The sequence below is a fragment of the Gilliamella apicola genome (genome assembly GCF_003202655.1).
In the GTDB taxonomy this organism is placed as follows: domain Bacteria; phylum Pseudomonadota; class Gammaproteobacteria; order Enterobacterales; family Orbaceae; genus Gilliamella; species Gilliamella apicola_R.
The window spans coordinates 147,122-163,819 of sequence record NZ_QGLR01000009.1; the positions used below are offsets into that span (position 1 = coordinate 147,122).

The window sequence follows — 16,698 nt, forward strand, 5'->3', positions numbered from 1 at the left end:
CAAAAAATTAGTGAGAAGTAGTTTTTTAAAAAATCAAAATCCATCATCGCGAACCCTTTTTTTTAGCCTAAAATAAAATCAATAAAAATCATTATATTAAAAATCAGCTTAAAAAAAGGGTTTTTAAAATCAAAATTGCCCTTTGCCTTTTAGCAAACAATGTTTATAGTATGTTTTGTTCTAGTTTAATGCCGTGTAGGTAGTTTAGAAACCTCCCCCCACGTAGCAGTGTAGGATTTTTTCGTTTAATGCCGTGTAGGTAGTTTAGAAATTCGTTCATGACTCTTTCGGGTGCGTCATCTCGTTTAATGCCGTGTAGGTAGTTTAGAAAAACGGTTTATATTGATATTTTCGCTTTTTGGAGTTTAATGCCGTGTAGGTAGTTTAGAAAGCGGAAGCCATCGCTGCATTAAAACGTAAAATGTTTAATGCCGTTTAGGCCGTATCCTATTTTCCAAAAAAAATTGAGGAACAGGTGGGGACCCCCTTAATTCCCCAACAAACAAAAATCCGTTGTTAGACTCAATACAATTGGTTTACTTTTCCATTAACTTACTATGATATTGCCGCCGATACTCTGTTGGGGTTCGTTCGGTTTTTTTTCTAAAGATGCGGCAAAAGTAGTTACTATCTTTAAAGCCTGCATCAAGGGCGATTTCTTTGACGTTTAACGCGTAACCTTTAAGTAGTGATTTGGCGTACTCTAGACGAATGTGATTAAGGTATTCGTTTAGGCCAATTTTGCCTTCATTCTGGAATAGGTAAGATAAATAATTGGGTGAGATATAGAACATTTTAGCTAAAAATTCGCGACTGATATCTTCTCGAAAATGGGTGTCGATATATTGACGTATTGCTTCGAATAAGCTGGTGGTTTTGGATGCGGTTTTTATGTCGGTATTAAGTAAATCAAGAGTGTTACTAAGCAGGCTCTGTATCAAATAATAGCCGGTTTGGTTTTGGGATTGGTTTTGCCAAGTTAACTCGGATAATGCTTGAATAATAAAGGTTCCAACACGCGGCCCTCGTCTTGGGGTGCTAATTTGCCCTTTAGGAATTAATTGTGAACCATCCCAGTGTAAAACGCTAATGCCAATTTGTTGTTTACCAAATAAAATACTTAACGATGTTGAAGGCGTTGTCCAAATAGGTTTATTCCAACTGTTGGCAGTGATGTAAAGTAAATCATCTGTAGCTAATTCTTTTTCCACTAAATTAGTTTCGTCATTGCCCCATTGCATCTTTAAGTTTCCCTCTAGAATGATTTCTAATCTAGGAAAGTCTACTTGATAAGCGAGAGAAGGGGCTGAGTTACGACTATTAGAGAAAAAAATATTTTTGAAATTGTTAGCTTTGTCTAAATAATTTTTGATGGTTTGTTCAATTGATAGTTCCATCTAATTCCATCCTTTAAGCTTACAAATAACCAATAGATTATATATCGAGTCTAATTTTCTGTCATGAGTTTAAGATAGCTAAACTATTCACATAATAATTATCTGTATGTATATAATTTGATTATTGATTTAACATTTTTAATGCACAATAATAACCATTATGTTGAATAAAGAGTGTTGTTAAATGACAAAATTAAATGTATTAGCTATTACTTCATGTGTTGGCGGGGTTGCTCATACTTACATGGCTGCCGAACGTTTAGCTAAATTAGCTAAGCAGGAAAATTGGCTAATCAAAATAGAAACACAAGGTGCATTAGGAATTGATAGTGTTATTGAACCTCATGACATTGAGGTTGCTGATGTGGTAATTATTATTAGTAATGTCAATATCAAAAATAGAGAGCGTTTCAATAAGTCACGTTGTATTGAAATGGATATTAGCCAGTTTTTATTGGATAGTAGTAAATTATTGAATGTTATAAATCGAGCGTCTAAATCACCTTATGGAGCTTGTATAAAACTATAAAGTTTCATTCCGTCAATGATTGGTATTAACGGAATGAAGTTTTAAGAAAGTTTAGGCTATTTCTAATTCTTTTTTTAGAATCTCTTCAATTTCTTGTGCGGTTTTACTGTTTAGTAAAGATGTTCTAAACTCCTCATGCATTATACGGCGAGCTAATTTTGAAAATATTCTCATATGTTGATCGCCAGCTGTGTGTTTGTTTAGGGTCAACATAATTACGATATTTACCTGTTCATCTCCCCATAATATTGGATCTGCAAGTTTAGTTACACTAATAGTTGATTGTTCTATATGCTCAGATTTGGTGTGAGGGATAGCAAACCCAAAACCTAAGGTTGTAGAAAATACATCTTCACGCAACCAGATGTCTTCTTCTAATTTTTTAGGATAACGACACCTTTCTGCAATCAATAAATTATCAGTCATTCCTTTGATGACTTCCTCTTTACTTATCCAATTTGGATTTATTGTAATGGTTTCTTGAGTGATTAAAGGTATATCTGCTTGCTCCATACGGAATTGAGCAAGTAAATGCTCGACTTCAAGTGATGTTCGGCAATTCATTGCTTTATTGAGTAATATTCGACAATCTGAACGGTTTAATTTTTTAAGACGAGCTTTGGTTGAAAGCAAGTTAGGTGAACTCATGCTCAATTCATCAAACCCTAATCCAACTAATAATGGTAAAACAGAACCTTTGCTGGCAAGTTCGCCACAGATACCTATCCATTTACCATAATGATGTACTTCTTTTACTATGTGATCTAATCCTCTTAAAAAAGCTGGATTTAAACTATTATAATGCTTGGTGACTTTTTCATTATCTCGATCTACAGCTAATAAATATTGGGTTAAATCGTTACTACCAATACTGAAAAAATCAATTTCTTCACAACATTGATCAATGATAAACATCATGGAAGGAACTTCTAGCATAATACCGAGTGGGATTTTTTCATCAAAAGGGATTTTCTCATTACGTAAAGATTGTTTTATGATGGTCAATTCTTCCTTAATCCATAATATTTCTTCCATTGATGAGATCATCGGAATCATGATTTTTAATTTACCATGTGCCGAAGCTCGTAATATCGCTCTTAATTGAGTTCGAAATAAAGTTAAAAACTCTTGATAGATGCGAACAGCTCGATAACCTAAAAATGGATTGTTTTCACTGGGAATATTTAAATAATTTACTGGTTTGTCGCCACCAATATCAAATGTTCTAATAATGATTGTACGTTGCTTTGCTGCTTCAATTGCTTGGCAAAAAGTATTATAGAGTTCGTCTTCGGATGGTTCGCAGTGGCGATCCATATACAGCATCTCGGTACGAAATAGACCAATTGATTCAGCTCCATGATCAAAAGCAGTTTGCGCTTCTAATGGGTGAGCAATATTGGCTGCTATTTCAAGTTTTATGCCATCAGCAGTCGAACCAGGAATATCAATAAAGATTTTTTCTTTATCTTTTAAACGGTTATTAAGAGCATATTCTGATTGGTAATAACGAATAACTTCTGGTGATAAATCATAGGCAACAAGACCTAAATCTCCATCAATTTGGATTTGTTGATTAAGATAATTTTCTAATATCTCCATGTTAACACTAACTAATGTTGGAATATTAAAAGATCTCGCTAATATTACTGTGTGTGATGTAGTTCCTCCTTTGACTAACAGTAAACCTTTTAAATATTTTTTATCTAATTCTAAAAATTGACTTGGAGTAAGTTCATCAGCAATACAAATTGATGGCTCGGTTAATTTATTGTTAAATTGCAAATTTTTATCGCCATATGTTTGCTGTAATAATTGATAGCACACATCACGAATGTCGAGTTCTCGTTCTTTTAAATAGTCACTGCCTGATTGAATTAATTGCTCACTAAAAAATTTAGCTGTATTTACTATTGCTGAACCAGCCGACAAGTTTTGTGTTATATTTAATTCGATTTGTTCATAAAAAGAGGGATCTTCTAGGATTGCCAAATGTGCACTAAGAATGTCTTTAGAGGTATCTGCTGAACAATCAATTTGTAATGATATTAATTTTCTTAACTTAGTGATTGCTTGTTTAACTAGCTCTTTTTCAGATTTACTTGAGTTGGCAGAAGGGAAATCATTAAATTTAGTTAAATCAATATAATCAATTTTTTGCAACTTGCCATTTGCCACGCCATTACATACAGTTTTAGCGGTAATAATATTAGGATTTAAATTTTTTAAGGAGCGTGGTAACGGTATTATTTCATCAGAAGCATTTTTTATTAACTCTTCATCACAAAACGGTAATTCTTTGTCAATAAATGTAACCAACCGTAGATAAGCCTGCTCTTCATCATCTCCCGATATGAATAAATGACAGGCATCATTTAATAAAGTATTGGTGCTTATTAGTGATAAGGTGCTTTTAGCATCACCTTTAGCATTTGTGCGCAAATTATGCCATTCAAAATTGCTCCTAAATTGGTCACAGATGGCTTTAATCGTGCTAGCCGGTCGAGCATGTATACCATTAGGTAGCGTGCAAATAAATTCAATTTTTTTCGACATATTTATTCTCCCAATTAATTTTGGTGTTTTTATAACTTTAGTCATCATCAATAATTAAAAGAATAAATAACTATTAAAATTAAACTATACGAAAAATCCATGAATAACTGGACAAAAGTAATATATAAATAAATATGTGATCTTTATCACGTTTTAACTCCTGCCAATATTCATGAAAAAAATTTAATTTTTTTGAGCTATATCTCATTTTTAAATAGACAGTACAAAAATCCAGTAAATATGATTTATTTACTCTGTGGTTATTAATAAACATTTTCTACTATAAAAATGTTTTAAAAAAAATAAAAAAATTAAAAAATGAGGTATTAAGTATGAGCGATTTACTATTAATTTTGAAAAACACGCGTCAGCATTTGATGACCGGCGTTTCTCATATGATTCCATTTGTGGTATCTGGTGGTATTTTATTGGCCGTCTCTGTGATGCTATTAGGACAGGGCGGTGTGCCGGATCCAGTCAATGACCCTTTTTTAAATAAACTGTTTCAAATAGGTGCCGCTGGTTTAACGTTAATGATTCCTTTTTTGGCTGCATATGTTGGCTATTCAATTTCTGAGAGAGCTGCATTGGCACCTTGTGCAATTAGCGCTTGGGTTGGAACAACTTTTGGCGCCGGTTTTTTTGGCGCTTTAATCGCTGGACTCATTGGCGGAATCATCGTTTTTTATCTTAAACGAATTAAGGTTCCACCTATCCTTAGATCTGTTATGCCGATATTTATTATTCCTATAGTCGGAACATTTTTGACCGCAGGCATCATGATGTGGGTACTTGGGGAACCAGTTGGTTTATTAACAACATCATTAACATCATGGTTGCGTAGTATGCAAGATGGCAGCATTGTTATTCTTGCTTTAATTATGGGAGCAATGTTGGGCTTTGATTTGGGTGGACCGGTAAATAAAGTAGCTTATGCCTTTATGTTAATTTGTGTCGGTGAAGGTATTTACACTATTGTTGCCATCGCGGCAGTTGGTATTGCCGTGCCTTCAATTGGTACTGGTTTAGCAACACTAATTGGTAAAAATGTATTTAGTAAAGAAGAAAAAGAGACAGGTAAAGCAGCAATTGTTATGGGATTGGTGGGGGTAACTGAAGGTGCAATTCCTTTTGCAGCAGCCGATCCTTTAAAAATAATACCTTCTACTATGTTAGGTTCTGCTGTTGGTGGTGCGGTTGCCGCGCTATTAGGTGCTGAGTGTTATGCAGGATGGGGCGGGCTAATTGTATTACCTGTGGTAACTGGAAAGCTAAGTTTCATATTTGCTATTGCGGTCGGCTCGCTAACTTGTGCATTAGCAATTGTTTTTCTGAAAAAGTTTATCACTTCAAAAGTTAAAATTAATAAGGAAGAATCTAATGACGAAGACATTGATATTTCTTTCGACATTGGTTAAGCATATTGAGAATTAAAGGAGAAAAAAATGGTTAATATTATCGCAGTAACTGCTTGCCCTTCAGGTGTTGCCCATACTTACATGGCAGCGGAATCTTTAGAAAAAGCGGCAAAAGAGAAAGGATGGCAATGTAAAGTTGAGACTCAAGGTTCAATAGGTATTGAAAATGAGCTTACGCCGGAAGATGTCGCTAATGCTGATTTCATTATATTAACAAATGATATAGGTATAAAAAATCAGGAACGCTTCAAAAATAAACCCATTGCTCGAATTGCAATTAGTGATGCGGTGAAGAAAGCAGATTTGATTTTGAAAAAAATTGAAGAAAATTTAAATAAATAAATTTTTATTAGTAGTGATTTAATCAAAAAGGTTATAGCGGTAAATGCTATAACCTATTTATAAAGAGGTTATGTTATGGTTACTCGAATTGAACAATTAAAAAGAGATTTGTTTGCAAAAACAAGAGAAATTTCGTTAGAAAGAGCTTTACTTTATACCGAGAGTCATAAGCAAACCGAAGGTGAGCCAATCATTATAAGGCGAGCAAAAGCTACCGCAAATATCCTAAATAAAGTTAATATTTCTATACGAGATGGCGAATTAATTGCTGGAAATCGAACCATAAAACCTCGTTCAGGGATTATCTCACCAGAAATGGATCCCTATTGGATTTTGAAAGAGTTAGATGATTTTCCTACTCGACCTCAAGACCGTTTTAATATTTCTGAAGAAGACAAACAAATTTATCTTAATGAACTTTACCCATATTGGCAAAAACGTTCAATGAAGGATTTTATTAACAAAGAGATCCCTTCAATAGTCAAAGATGCCGAAAGTAAAGCAATTTTTAGTATCAACCAAACAGATAAAGGGCAAGGTCATATCATAATTGACTACCCGAGATTATTAGAAAATGGTATAGATAATTTAATTATCCAGTTAAGCAATTTAGTGAAAGAACATCCCGATAATCATTTTTACCTGGCAGCTAAAATTGTGTTAGAAGCATCACAATTACATATTTTACGCTATGCTGATTTGGCCGAGGATATGGCTAAGAATAGCCAAAATGTAGAACGTAAAAAAGAATTAGAAAAAATCTCAGCAATATCCCGAAATATTGCTCACCATAAACCAACAGATTTTTATGAAGCATGTCAATTGTTTTGGTATATAAATATTATTTTACAATATGAATCAAATGCCAGCTCAATCTCATTAGGTCGTTTTGATCAATACATGTGGCCATTTTATCAATTGTCATTAGCAAAAGGCGAAGATCCGGCATTTTTGAAAACGCTTTTAGCATCGCTCTGGATTAAATGTAATGATATTGTTTTATTACGTTCAACATCCAGTGCAAGATATTTTGCTGGATTTCCTTCAGGGTATACCATTTTATTAGGTGGCTTAAATACCATTGGACATAGCGCGGTTAATAATCTTTCAACATTGTGTTTAAATGCTTATCAAGAAGTTTGTCTTCCTCAACCCAATCTAGGTGTTAGAGTGAATGAATTAATTGATCCGCAATTCTTACAAAAAACGGCTGAAACTATTCGTCTGGGAACGGGGATCCCTCAAATCTTTAATGATGAGGTTATTGTTCCTGCATTTTTAAATCGAGGAGTATCTTTAGAAGATGCAAGAGATTATTCAGTTGTTGGTTGTGTCGAGCTTTCAATTCCAGGGCGAACCTATGGCTTACATGATATAGCGATGTTTAATCTTCTTAAAGTAATGGAAATTACTTTATATGAAAATGAACACAATCCAAATGTAACTTATGAGAGTCTGTTTGAACAAATTAAAGCAAATATTCGTTATTACGTTAAATTGATGATTGATGGTAGTAATATCTGTGATTTAGGTCATCGAAATTGGGCTCCTGTTCCTTTCTTATCTTCTTTTGTTCTTGACTGTATTGAAAAAGGAAAAGATATTACCGAAGGTGGTGCTCGTTACAATTTTTCCGGTGTTCAAGGTATAGGTATAGCTAATTTGAGTGATTCCTTATTTGCCTTGAAAGGCGTGGTCTTTGATGAAAAACGAGTGTCGTTTAAACAACTATTGCAAGTATTAAAGAGTAATTTCAATGGTGAGGAAGGCCAAAAACTTCGAGCTCGTTTGATAAATCGTTTTAGTAAATATGGTAATGATATTGATGAAGTTGATAACATTAGTGTGGAGTTGCTTCGAGAGTATTGTAAAGAAGTTGAAAAATACTCTAATCCAAGAAATGGTCATTTTGTTCCAGGTTCCTATACTGTTTCTGCTCATGTTCCTTTAGGTGCTGTTGTTGGGGCAACACCAGATGGGCGTTATTCGGGAGAACAGCTAGCTGATGGTGGTTTGTCACCTATGTTAGGACAAGATATGAAAGGACCAACAGCTGTATTAAAATCAGTCAGTAAATTAGATAATTATTTATTATCAAATGGAACATTATTAAATGTGAAATTCACGCCAAGTACTCTTGAAAATGACAGTGGTTTACATAAATTAGCTAATTTTTTGCAGGCTTTCAGTAAATTGAAATTACAACATATTCAGTTTAATGTTGTTAACGCTGAAACTTTAAAAGCAGCCCAACAAAGGCCTCAAGATTATGCCGGGTTAGTGGTTAGAGTTGCCGGTTATAGCGCATTTTTTGTTGAGTTATCAAAGGAGATTCAGGATGATATCATCCGACGAACCGCTCATCAATTGTAGTGATAAGTCGAGTTGTTTTAACCTCGATCTTCATCAAAAGCACTCATCTGAAATTATTCAGATGAGTGAAAGTTGTGTGGCGAGAATTTTCAATATTCAACGTTATTCTTTGAATGATGGTAATGGTATTCGTACCGTCGTATTTTTCAAAGGTTGTCCTCATCATTGTCCTTGGTGTGCCAACCCTGAGTCTATTTCTCGTCATAGCATCGTAGTAAAACGTAAATCTAAATGTATTAAATGTAAATTTTGTTGTAATGATGCTGATGAATGTCCAAGCAAAGCTTTAGAAAAAATAGGATATGATATTCATATAGATGAATTAATTAACCAAATTTTAAAAGATGAAATTTTTTTTAGAACTTCTGGCGGCGGAGTGACTTTATCGGGAGGAGAGGTTCTGTTACAAGCAAAATTTGCATATCAATTGCTAAAAAGATTAAAACAGTTAGGCATTAATACTGCGATTGAAACTGCTGGTGATATAAGGTTTTCCGAGTTTTTAAGCGTGGCTTCTCAGTGTGACGAAGTATTGTTTGATTTTAAAATTATGGATCAAGAAAAAGCGATGAAAACGATTAATCTTCATTTAGATCGAGTATTAAATAATTTTAGACAACTTTATCATCACAATATTAATTTGATTCCTCGATTACCTTTAATTCCTCAATATACATTATTTGAAGATAATGTTATGAAAATATTATCTTTTTTAAAAGAATTTAATCGAATCAAAGTTATTCATATTTTACCATTTCATAAGTTTGGTGAATCCAAATATGAACTAATTCAGCAAAATTATGAAATGAAAGATATTGCTGAACCATCACCTAAAGAAATTGATGAAATCAAAAAATTGATCGAAAATCATGGTTATAGCGTAGTTAACGGTGGGTAGTAAAGTTTGAAATATGTAGTATTACTTTTAAAAATTTGTACAGATCATTTTGAATAGGAGATTAGTATGGAATTATATTTAGATACAGCTGATGTGGCAGCGATTAAGCGTTTAGCAGCAATTTTACCGATAAAAGGGGTGACCACAAATCCAAGTATTGTGGCTAAATCTGGCAAACCAATTTTTGATTTGTTGGCAGAACTACAAGATTTGCTTGGTGCCGATAAATTACTGTTTGCACAAGTGCTTTCTCATACCGCTAAAGAGATGATTAAGGAAGCGGAACAACTTCGTAAAGTTGTGCCGTCGATTGTGACTAAAATCCCAGTTAATGCTGAAGGTTTGATAGCGATTAAAGAGTTGACCAAGCAAGGTATTCCGACTTTAGGTACAGCTGTTTATGGTGCTGGTCAGGGCTTTTTGGCAGCGCTAGCTGGTGCAAAATATATCGCCCCTTATGTAAATCGTATTGATGCCCAAGGTGGTAATAGTAAAGAGACGGTTTACGAGCTCCAAACGCTATTAGATTTGCATTGCCCTGAATCAATGGTGTTAGCCGCAAGTTTCAGAACGCCAAGACAAGCATTAGATTGTATGCTTGCCGGTTGCCAGTCAATTACCTTGCCGGTAGATGTGGCTGAATTGTTTATTGCCGATCCAGCTGTTGATGCCGCGGTGGCAAAATTTGACCAAGATTGGTGTGGGGCATTTGGGGCTTTACGTTATTAATCTACTCAACTTTTTATTAATTTCTATTCCACCCATTTTGGGTGGTTTTTTTTATCTATCGTCAATTGAAAAAAATATCCTTTTTTGAACCATTTTATGCTGTATGATAGTGAAGCAATATTGAGGTAATATAAGGGATCAGCAAATGCACGAGAAAAAAAACATTATCAATGCTTCACTAACTGTTGTTAAGATCGAAAGGCCGTCAGAGAGTTATTGGCGATTACATTTTAGTTGTGATAAACCTTTGGTGGTGAATCCGCGTTGGATCTGCCCTCATTTGAAATTGTTATTTGCTGATCCCTTAACAGGGGAAATCGCTTTTCCGCTTTTAGATGAAAATAATAAAATTTCGGTAAGTGATAGGGTTCGTCAATTTGCCCGTAGTTATAGTATTCGCGATTATGATGAGCGGAACAATCACATTGTGATTGATTTTGCTATTCATGCCAGTGGTTTAGCGACAGTTTGGTCTCAGCAGGCTAAAGTTGGCGATCAAGTTGGTTTTGTTGGACCAGCAGGTAAGCTAGAGTTTGCTAATCAGTATTTGATTTTGATGGGGGATGTTTCAGCTCTTCCGGCCATTTGTTATACTCTTGCACATTTACCAGCCGATCACCAAGCAATTGCCTTTATTGAGGTTAATCATAAGACTGATATTGTAGATCTGCCAAAACATTTATCGGTTAAATGGATGATTAAAGATGCTAACTATCCTAATCAATTGGTTGATACGCTAATGAATTGGGATTTTAGTCAACACGATAATCTACTGTTTTGGGGGGGATTAGAGGGCTCCTTGGCTCAGCAATTACGTCATGCCCTTAAAGATAAATATGTTAATCTGGCGCCGAATGCGATCCAAATTACTAGCTATTGGCGAGAAGGTTTGGCGGAAGGTGAGTTTAAACATCGTGATTAACCGACGGTAGACGATCATGAATATTCTTGCGCATTTACATCTGGCGACGATTGCTAATAGTTCCTTGATTGGTAATACGGTTGCTGATTTTGTCAAAGGCGATCCTTATCGGCAATATCCGAGCGAAATAGCTGATGGGATTATGTTGCATCGTAAGATTGATCGTTTAATTGATGGTTTTGCCGAAGTTAAGCAAGCTAAATTGCTTTTTCGACAATCCCATCAACGTGTTGCTTCCATTACGCTTGATATAGTTTGGGACCATTTTTTATCCAAATATTGGACGGAATTTAATTCTCACCAATCTCTTGCATTATTTAATGCATCGACCAAGCAACAAATTCAACCTTATATCGCCGATTATCCGATTGATTATCAGGATTTTATGGGGGCAATGTGGCAAGGCAAATGGCTTGAAAATTATGCATCGCTAGATTTTGTCGGTAAAGTATTAAATGGCATGGCAAAACGAAGACCTAAACTCTATTTATTAAGCGAAACCTTGGTAGATTTTGAGCAAAATTATACAATATTAACTACATTGTTTTTTCAGCTCTATCCAAAAATGTGTGCACTCATTGAATTATCATCAATTAATGATTGAATGACTATCGAATTTTAATTTGTACTTGCACTATTACATAGTGGCTTTTTTCGATAGTCATTTAAACTACAACTTAGATTTAATCAGGTAGTTTAATTTTGCCATTATCAACCTCGATTAGGTTGTCTTTATTCGGAACTTGTGAAATAGGAACAAGGTTTGCTGCCGTTGCCTGCGGTGCGCGTCCACTATTACCACCTCTAGCTTTAGTCCGAATGACTTGGCTATTTGGTAAGGTTGTATTATTAGTTAGATTGGCCCATAACCACTCCATTGCATCTTCACCATAATAGTCAATTGGCAATAAAGTATTATCGAAAGGCGCCTTACCATCAAGATAACTTGCATTTTCAACTTCGATATAACGGAGTTGAGACTCTTGACCTTCAACCGCACTATTTAACGCAACATAAGGTCGGGAAGTATGATCGATAAGTTGTTTAACATTGTTTCTGCCGTGAATAATAAAAGTTTTAATTTTATTTAAGTTACCGGTGGCTTGTACTTCTTTTAAACCGTCAATTACCCGTTCTTCGTTTATTTTTTCTCTTAAACAAACAGCGCCTTGCGTACCATAATCAATTTGATTTTTAGCAATTGAACTTGAATAAAACTCACGTCTTGGCGATATTAAATCTTTATTTTCCACAAGATCAATAGCTGTCGCATCATTGTTAGCCCAAATTGGTAAATTGCCTTTTGATAATGCCCAAATTTCGGCGAAATTAACCTCTTTAAGAGGTTTTACTTCGCCACTATTGAACAATGGGTCTTGTTGGGTACTCGCCACGGAAAAGTCGCACATGTTTTCTGTTACGTCAAATCGACCATAGGAACTAATAAATTTATAAGGAAAGGCGATTGATTCATTGAAATAAAAATAGGGTAATTGGATATCCATTTCTGGTTTCCAACCATATTCATGAAGCTTATTTAAAGCCTCCTCAGGTGAGGTATTAGTTAATAATTTGGCGCGCCTTAAAGCTCTACAACGATTTTCTGAAAAGAGGAAATTAGAAGCATAAGGAACAGAATCATTTCTTTTATCTTCATCATCTAGATCTTGATCTGGTTTAATTGCCGGTATAGCACAAGGTATATAAAGTGCCGCATAAGTACTGTAATCAGGTAGTGAATGGTATGACAGGTTATCAGTAGATTTTTTTGTCTCAACGGTTAATGGGATATCCTGTGAATTTGGTTGAATTTGTGGGTTAACTGCAACGATACCGTTAATTTTACCTGTCACATCTGCTTCAGCAGTTTTCAGTGCAGCTGTCGCGCCTTCTTCCGCGCCATAAATTAATATCAATGTATTTGAATTAACGAAATCAAGTCTATCTTTGCTTGAGAATAGCTCATTCAATTCATATAAAGCAAAATTAATTGAATAAAAGACATAAGAAGACCATAGTCTTTCTGGATTTTGTTTTGAATGAAGCTGTTTTACCGCATAACGGTGAGGAAATCTTAAAATAAATCTTTTTTTGTCGGCAATTGAAGGTTTAAACAATAGATTATCTTTTGCTACTTTGCCATCGATAGTAAAGCCTTGTTCATTAGTGATATCATAAATACCATTACCTAAACCTTTATCATTATAAACTACTGCGCAATTATGTTTCAGCCCCCATAATCCACGGATCTGCACATCTTTGGCATTATATAATCCATCCGAACCGGAAGCGGGTACCACAACAATACAAGGTCTTTTTTTGTCAAAATCTAAAGGGATTTGTAATAACAGACCTACCCCTTCATCTTTTATGCTGGCTAAAATTTCTGTGCCGGCTATTTTGCCATCAAACAAAGGGGTCAAATCTTTCTTTTTAAAGCCAAATAGCTCACCTTCACCGGTTTTAGTGTCGATAAATCGACTCAGTTTTGCACGGCGCAATTCTTGTGCGGTTGGATTAGCGCGATTGGCATATTCAATTTTTGGGATCTCATTGGATAAAGGGGTAAAACCCACGCCCGCGGTAACCAGATCATCACTATCGCCATCATAGTAGTTGATACTATGAATAGCTAACCAAGAAGGTTTAGGATTTAATGGATTGGTTTTTGCCGGCTCATCCGATGCGGCATGACCAATAGTAGGGATTGCAAGTAGAGTTAAAAGGAGTAAAGATACTGATCGACTGATATTTTTCATTTTTATGGACATTACAATTATTCCCTACATTCAGTTAGCAAATACTTTCGAATTATTATCAATAAATTAATTATATAATATATTAATGAATTGGTAAATTTCGGTTGCCCAGTGCCCAAAATGCTGAAATGATTTTTTCGGATAATCGTCTTTTTTGTACGCATATACCAATATCAAATGGTTCCATCAAGTTTGTAGACCATTCGGTTATACGTTCTCTTACTCTTTCAGGGCTGTTTTCCATAACTACTTTAGGTAATAAAGCCACTCCACAACCTAAAGCAACCATGGATACTATTGCTTCGTGTCCGGCAACGGTGGCATAAATTTTCGGGTTAGTAATTTTTTGTTGTTTAAACCATAAATCTATTCGTTGTCGGCTTGGGCCGTGTTCTGGCAAGATAAACGGAATATTATGCCAATCTGGCGTTTTTTGATGCAATTTGTCACTGAATGAACTATTGAGTTTAGGGATGAGTAGTACCATTTCAATCTCACCTAACTTAATAAATTCAACTCCTGATGGCAGCTGTTTAGGTTTGCCGGCAATCGCTAGATCAGCCTGATGAGATTGAATTTTTTCAACTGCATCGGCGGCATCGCCTGTGGAGAGTTTAATTTCTACTAGTGGATAGTGGATGCGGAAGCGATCGAGTATTTCTGGTAGATGGCTATAAGCAGCGGTGACCGAGCAAAATAGGGTTAATTCACCGACTAATTGTTGATCAGCTTGGTCTAATTCATGTTTTAATTGTTGATGTAAATTGACCACTTGTTGGGCAAAGCGTTTTACTTTTTCACCTTCATAGGTAATTTGCACTTGCCGGTTGTCTCGAATAAATAACGGGTGACCAAATTGCTCTTCAAGACGTTGTATCTGCCTTGATAGTGTGGAAGGGCTTACATGCATCGCATCCGCACTCATTCCAAAATGACAGGTATCACATAGATGTAAAAATAATTTTAAGTCACGAATATTCATATTTATTTCTTGAGATATTTTACTTAGATCGCCTTATCAAAAGTTGATTATAGCATCTTCGATATAATTTGCCGCTATTATGTATAGATAACAGACAAATTGCAAAATAGCGTTCATCAATGGCAATATAACAACAGACCTGCTAGAATACGCCATCATTTTTGGCTCAGCTAAATTAATTAATTTTATGACACAACAAGCTTATTTAGACGAAGTGAATGCTCGTCGTACTTTTGCAATCATCTCTCACCCCGATGCGGGTAAAACAACGATTACCGAAAAGGTATTGTTATTTGGACAAGCTATTCAAACCGCCGGAACCGTGAAAGGGCGAGGTGCCAATGCGCAACATGCTAAATCAGACTGGATGGAGATGGAAAAGCAGCGTGGTATTTCGATTACCACGTCGGTTATGCAATTTCCTTATAACGATTGCTTAGTCAACTTACTCGATACCCCAGGGCATGAAGACTTTTCAGAAGATACTTATCGAACATTAACCGCTGTTGATAGCTGTTTGATGGTAATTGATGCGGCAAAAGGTGTTGAAGATAGAACCCGTAAATTGATGGAAGTCACACGTTTACGTAATACACCAATTTTAACTTTTATGAATAAACTTGACCGTGACATCCGTGATCCGCTGGAGTTGCTTGATGAAGTTGAAAACGAGCTCAATATTATGTGTGCCCCTATTACTTGGCCAATTGGTTGCGGTAAGTTATTTAAAGGCGTCTATCATTTAGCCAAAGATGAAACCTATCTATATCAAACAGGTAAAGGGCATACCATTCAAGAAGTTCGTATTATCAAAGGTTTAGATAATCCAGAATTAGATAGCACCATAGGTGATGATTTAGCCCAGCAACTTCGTGATGAACTTGAATTAGTTCAAGGTGCTTCAAATGAGTTTGACTTAGAGGCGTTTTTAGCCGGTGATTTAACGCCAGTATTTTTTGGTACAGCACTTGGTAATTTTGGTGTTGATCATATGCTTGATGGTTTAACTGCTTGGGCACCGGCTCCTCAGCCTAGACAAACAGATAAACGTGAAGTTGAAGCAAGCGAAGAAAAATTCTCTGGTTTTGTATTTAAGATCCAAGCCAATATGGATCCTAAACATCGTGACCGAGTTGCATTTATGCGTATTGTTTCCGGTAAATATGAAAAAGGCATGAAATTGCGTCATGTTCGTATAGCTAAAGATGTGAATATTTCCGATGCCTTAACCTTTATGGCCGGCGATCGTGATCATGTTGAGCAAGCTTATGCCGGCGATATTATTGGTTTACACAATCATGGTACTATTCAAATTGGTGATACTTTTACCCAAGGTGAAGAACTTAAATTTACCGGTATTCCTAACTTTGCACCCGAACTCTTTCGTCGTATTCGTTTAAAAGATCCACTTAAACAAAAGCAATTATTAAAAGGGTTAGTTCAGCTTTCAGAAGAGGGGGCAGTACAAGTATTTCGTCCTATTGCCAATAATGATTTAATCGTTGGTGCAGTAGGGGTGTTACAGTTTGACGTGGTCGTTGCTCGTTTGAAATCTGAATACAATGTTGAAGCGATTTATGAGCCGGTAAATGTAACTACAGCGCGTTGGGTCGAATGTAGCGACGTTAAGAAACTTGAAGACTTTAAACGAAAATGTGAACAAAACTTGGCATTAGATGGAGGAGATAATCTATCTTATATCGCACCGAGTATGGTTAATCTTAATTTAACCCAAGAACGTTATCCTGATATTGAGTTTAGAAAGACACGGGAGCATTAATTAATCATTGGTG

Annotated in this window: 13 protein-coding genes; 9 read left to right on the forward strand and 4 right to left on the reverse strand. The window is 35.5% G+C overall.

Translation table 11 applies throughout. The features are described 5' to 3' along the window. Window positions 1–536 precede the first annotated feature (536 nt). On the reverse strand, window positions 537–1,397 hold the full coding sequence (locus DKK70_RS05435) for an AraC family transcriptional regulator (protein ID WP_110433068.1): 861 nt from the start codon (window positions 1,395–1,397) through the stop codon (window positions 537–539). A 184-nt stretch (window positions 1,398–1,581) separates the two neighbouring features. Here DKK70_RS05435 and DKK70_RS05440 point away from each other — a divergent pair, with 184 nt between their 5' ends. After that, on the forward strand, window positions 1,582–1,926 hold the full coding sequence (locus DKK70_RS05440) for a fructose PTS transporter subunit IIB (RefSeq protein ID WP_110433069.1): 345 nt from the start codon (window positions 1,582–1,584) through the stop codon (window positions 1,924–1,926). A 51-nt stretch (window positions 1,927–1,977) separates the two neighbouring features. Here DKK70_RS05440 and ptsP read toward each other — a convergent pair whose 3' ends face one another. Then, window positions 1,978–4,482: a phosphoenolpyruvate--protein phosphotransferase gene (gene ptsP / locus DKK70_RS05445; RefSeq protein WP_110433070.1), complete on the reverse strand. Its 2,505-nt coding sequence runs from the start codon at window positions 4,480–4,482 to the stop codon at window positions 1,978–1,980. Window positions 4,483–4,814: 332 nt separating this feature from the next. On the opposite strand from ptsP, the gene DKK70_RS05450 reads away from it, so the two are divergent. The 7 genes from DKK70_RS05450 to DKK70_RS05480 all read left to right on the forward strand — a co-directional run bounded on the left by DKK70_RS05450 (window position 4,815) and on the right by DKK70_RS05480 (window position 11,768). Then, window positions 4,815–5,900: a PTS fructose transporter subunit EIIC gene (locus DKK70_RS05450; RefSeq protein WP_110433071.1), complete on the forward strand. Its 1,086-nt coding sequence runs from the start codon at window positions 4,815–4,817 to the stop codon at window positions 5,898–5,900. Window positions 5,901–5,927: 27 nt separating this feature from the next. Beyond that, entirely contained in the window at window positions 5,928–6,242 is a 315-nt protein-coding gene (locus DKK70_RS05455; RefSeq protein WP_110433072.1) for a PTS fructose-like transporter subunit IIB, read from the forward strand. Window positions 6,243–6,317: 75 nt separating this feature from the next. Further along, window positions 6,318–8,615, forward strand: coding sequence for a formate C-acetyltransferase (locus DKK70_RS05460; RefSeq protein WP_110433073.1), 2,298 nt, complete (start codon window positions 6,318–6,320; stop codon window positions 8,613–8,615). Then, on the forward strand, window positions 8,581–9,513 hold the full coding sequence (locus DKK70_RS05465; protein WP_110433074.1) for a [formate-C-acetyltransferase]-activating enzyme: 933 nt from the start codon (window positions 8,581–8,583) through the stop codon (window positions 9,511–9,513). Before DKK70_RS05460 ends, DKK70_RS05465 begins: the two co-directional genes overlap by 35 nt. Before the next feature lie 66 nt (window positions 9,514–9,579). After that, window positions 9,580–10,242 carry a fructose-6-phosphate aldolase gene (gene fsa, locus DKK70_RS05470; protein WP_110433075.1) on the forward strand — a complete coding sequence of 221 codons (663 nt, stop codon included), beginning with the start codon at window positions 9,580–9,582 and terminating at the stop codon, window positions 10,240–10,242. Window positions 10,243–10,387: 145 nt separating this feature from the next. Then, on the forward strand, window positions 10,388–11,164 hold the full coding sequence (locus DKK70_RS05475) for a siderophore-interacting protein (protein WP_110433076.1): 777 nt from the start codon (window positions 10,388–10,390) through the stop codon (window positions 11,162–11,164). A 16-nt stretch (window positions 11,165–11,180) separates the two neighbouring features. Next, window positions 11,181–11,768, forward strand: a complete 588-nt coding sequence (locus tag DKK70_RS05480; protein WP_110433077.1) for an acyl carrier protein phosphodiesterase — start codon at window positions 11,181–11,183, stop codon at window positions 11,766–11,768. 79 nt (window positions 11,769–11,847) lie between these two features. Here DKK70_RS05480 and DKK70_RS05485 read toward each other — a convergent pair whose 3' ends face one another. Next, entirely contained in the window at window positions 11,848–13,935 is a 2,088-nt protein-coding gene (locus DKK70_RS05485; protein ID WP_110433078.1) for a 3-hydroxybutyrate oligomer hydrolase family protein, read from the reverse strand. Between the two features lie 70 nt (window positions 13,936–14,005). Further along, a complete protein-coding gene (gene ilvY / locus DKK70_RS05490; protein ID WP_110433079.1) occupies window positions 14,006–14,905 on the reverse strand; it encodes an HTH-type transcriptional activator IlvY in 900 nt (299 codons plus the stop codon). Between the two features lie 187 nt (window positions 14,906–15,092). Here ilvY and prfC point away from each other — a divergent pair, with 187 nt between their 5' ends. Beyond that, window positions 15,093–16,685 (forward strand): peptide chain release factor 3, encoded by a 1,593-nt coding sequence (prfC, locus tag DKK70_RS05495; RefSeq protein ID WP_110433080.1) that lies wholly within the window; start codon window positions 15,093–15,095, stop codon window positions 16,683–16,685. The last annotated feature ends 13 nt before the right edge of the window (window positions 16,686–16,698 follow it).

Coding starts and splice junctions, on each gene's coding strand:
- DKK70_RS05440 (WP_110433069.1), top strand. CDS start 1,582: ATGACAAAATTAAATGTATTAGCTATTACTTCATGTGTTGGCGGGGTT.
- DKK70_RS05460 (WP_110433073.1), top strand. CDS start 6,318: ATGGTTACTCGAATTGAACAATTAAAAAGAGATTTGTTTGCAAAAACA.
- DKK70_RS05450 (WP_110433071.1), top strand. CDS start 4,815: ATGAGCGATTTACTATTAATTTTGAAAAACACGCGTCAGCATTTGATG.
- DKK70_RS05480 (WP_110433077.1), top strand. CDS start 11,181: ATGAATATTCTTGCGCATTTACATCTGGCGACGATTGCTAATAGTTCC.
- DKK70_RS05485 (WP_110433078.1), bottom strand. CDS start 13,935: ATGTCCATAAAAATGAAAAATATCAGTCGATCAGTATCTTTACTCCTT.
- DKK70_RS05465 (WP_110433074.1), top strand. CDS start 8,581: ATGATATCATCCGACGAACCGCTCATCAATTGTAGTGATAAGTCGAGT.
- fsa (WP_110433075.1), top strand. CDS start 9,580: ATGGAATTATATTTAGATACAGCTGATGTGGCAGCGATTAAGCGTTTA.
- DKK70_RS05435 (WP_110433068.1), bottom strand. CDS start 1,397: ATGGAACTATCAATTGAACAAACCATCAAAAATTATTTAGACAAAGCT.
- DKK70_RS05475 (WP_110433076.1), top strand. CDS start 10,388: ATGCACGAGAAAAAAAACATTATCAATGCTTCACTAACTGTTGTTAAG.
- ilvY (WP_110433079.1), bottom strand. CDS start 14,905: ATGAATATTCGTGACTTAAAATTATTTTTACATCTATGTGATACCTGT.
- DKK70_RS05455 (WP_110433072.1), top strand. CDS start 5,928: ATGGTTAATATTATCGCAGTAACTGCTTGCCCTTCAGGTGTTGCCCAT.
- prfC (WP_110433080.1), top strand. CDS start 15,093: ATGACACAACAAGCTTATTTAGACGAAGTGAATGCTCGTCGTACTTTT.
- ptsP (WP_110433070.1), bottom strand. CDS start 4,482: ATGTCGAAAAAAATTGAATTTATTTGCACGCTACCTAATGGTATACAT.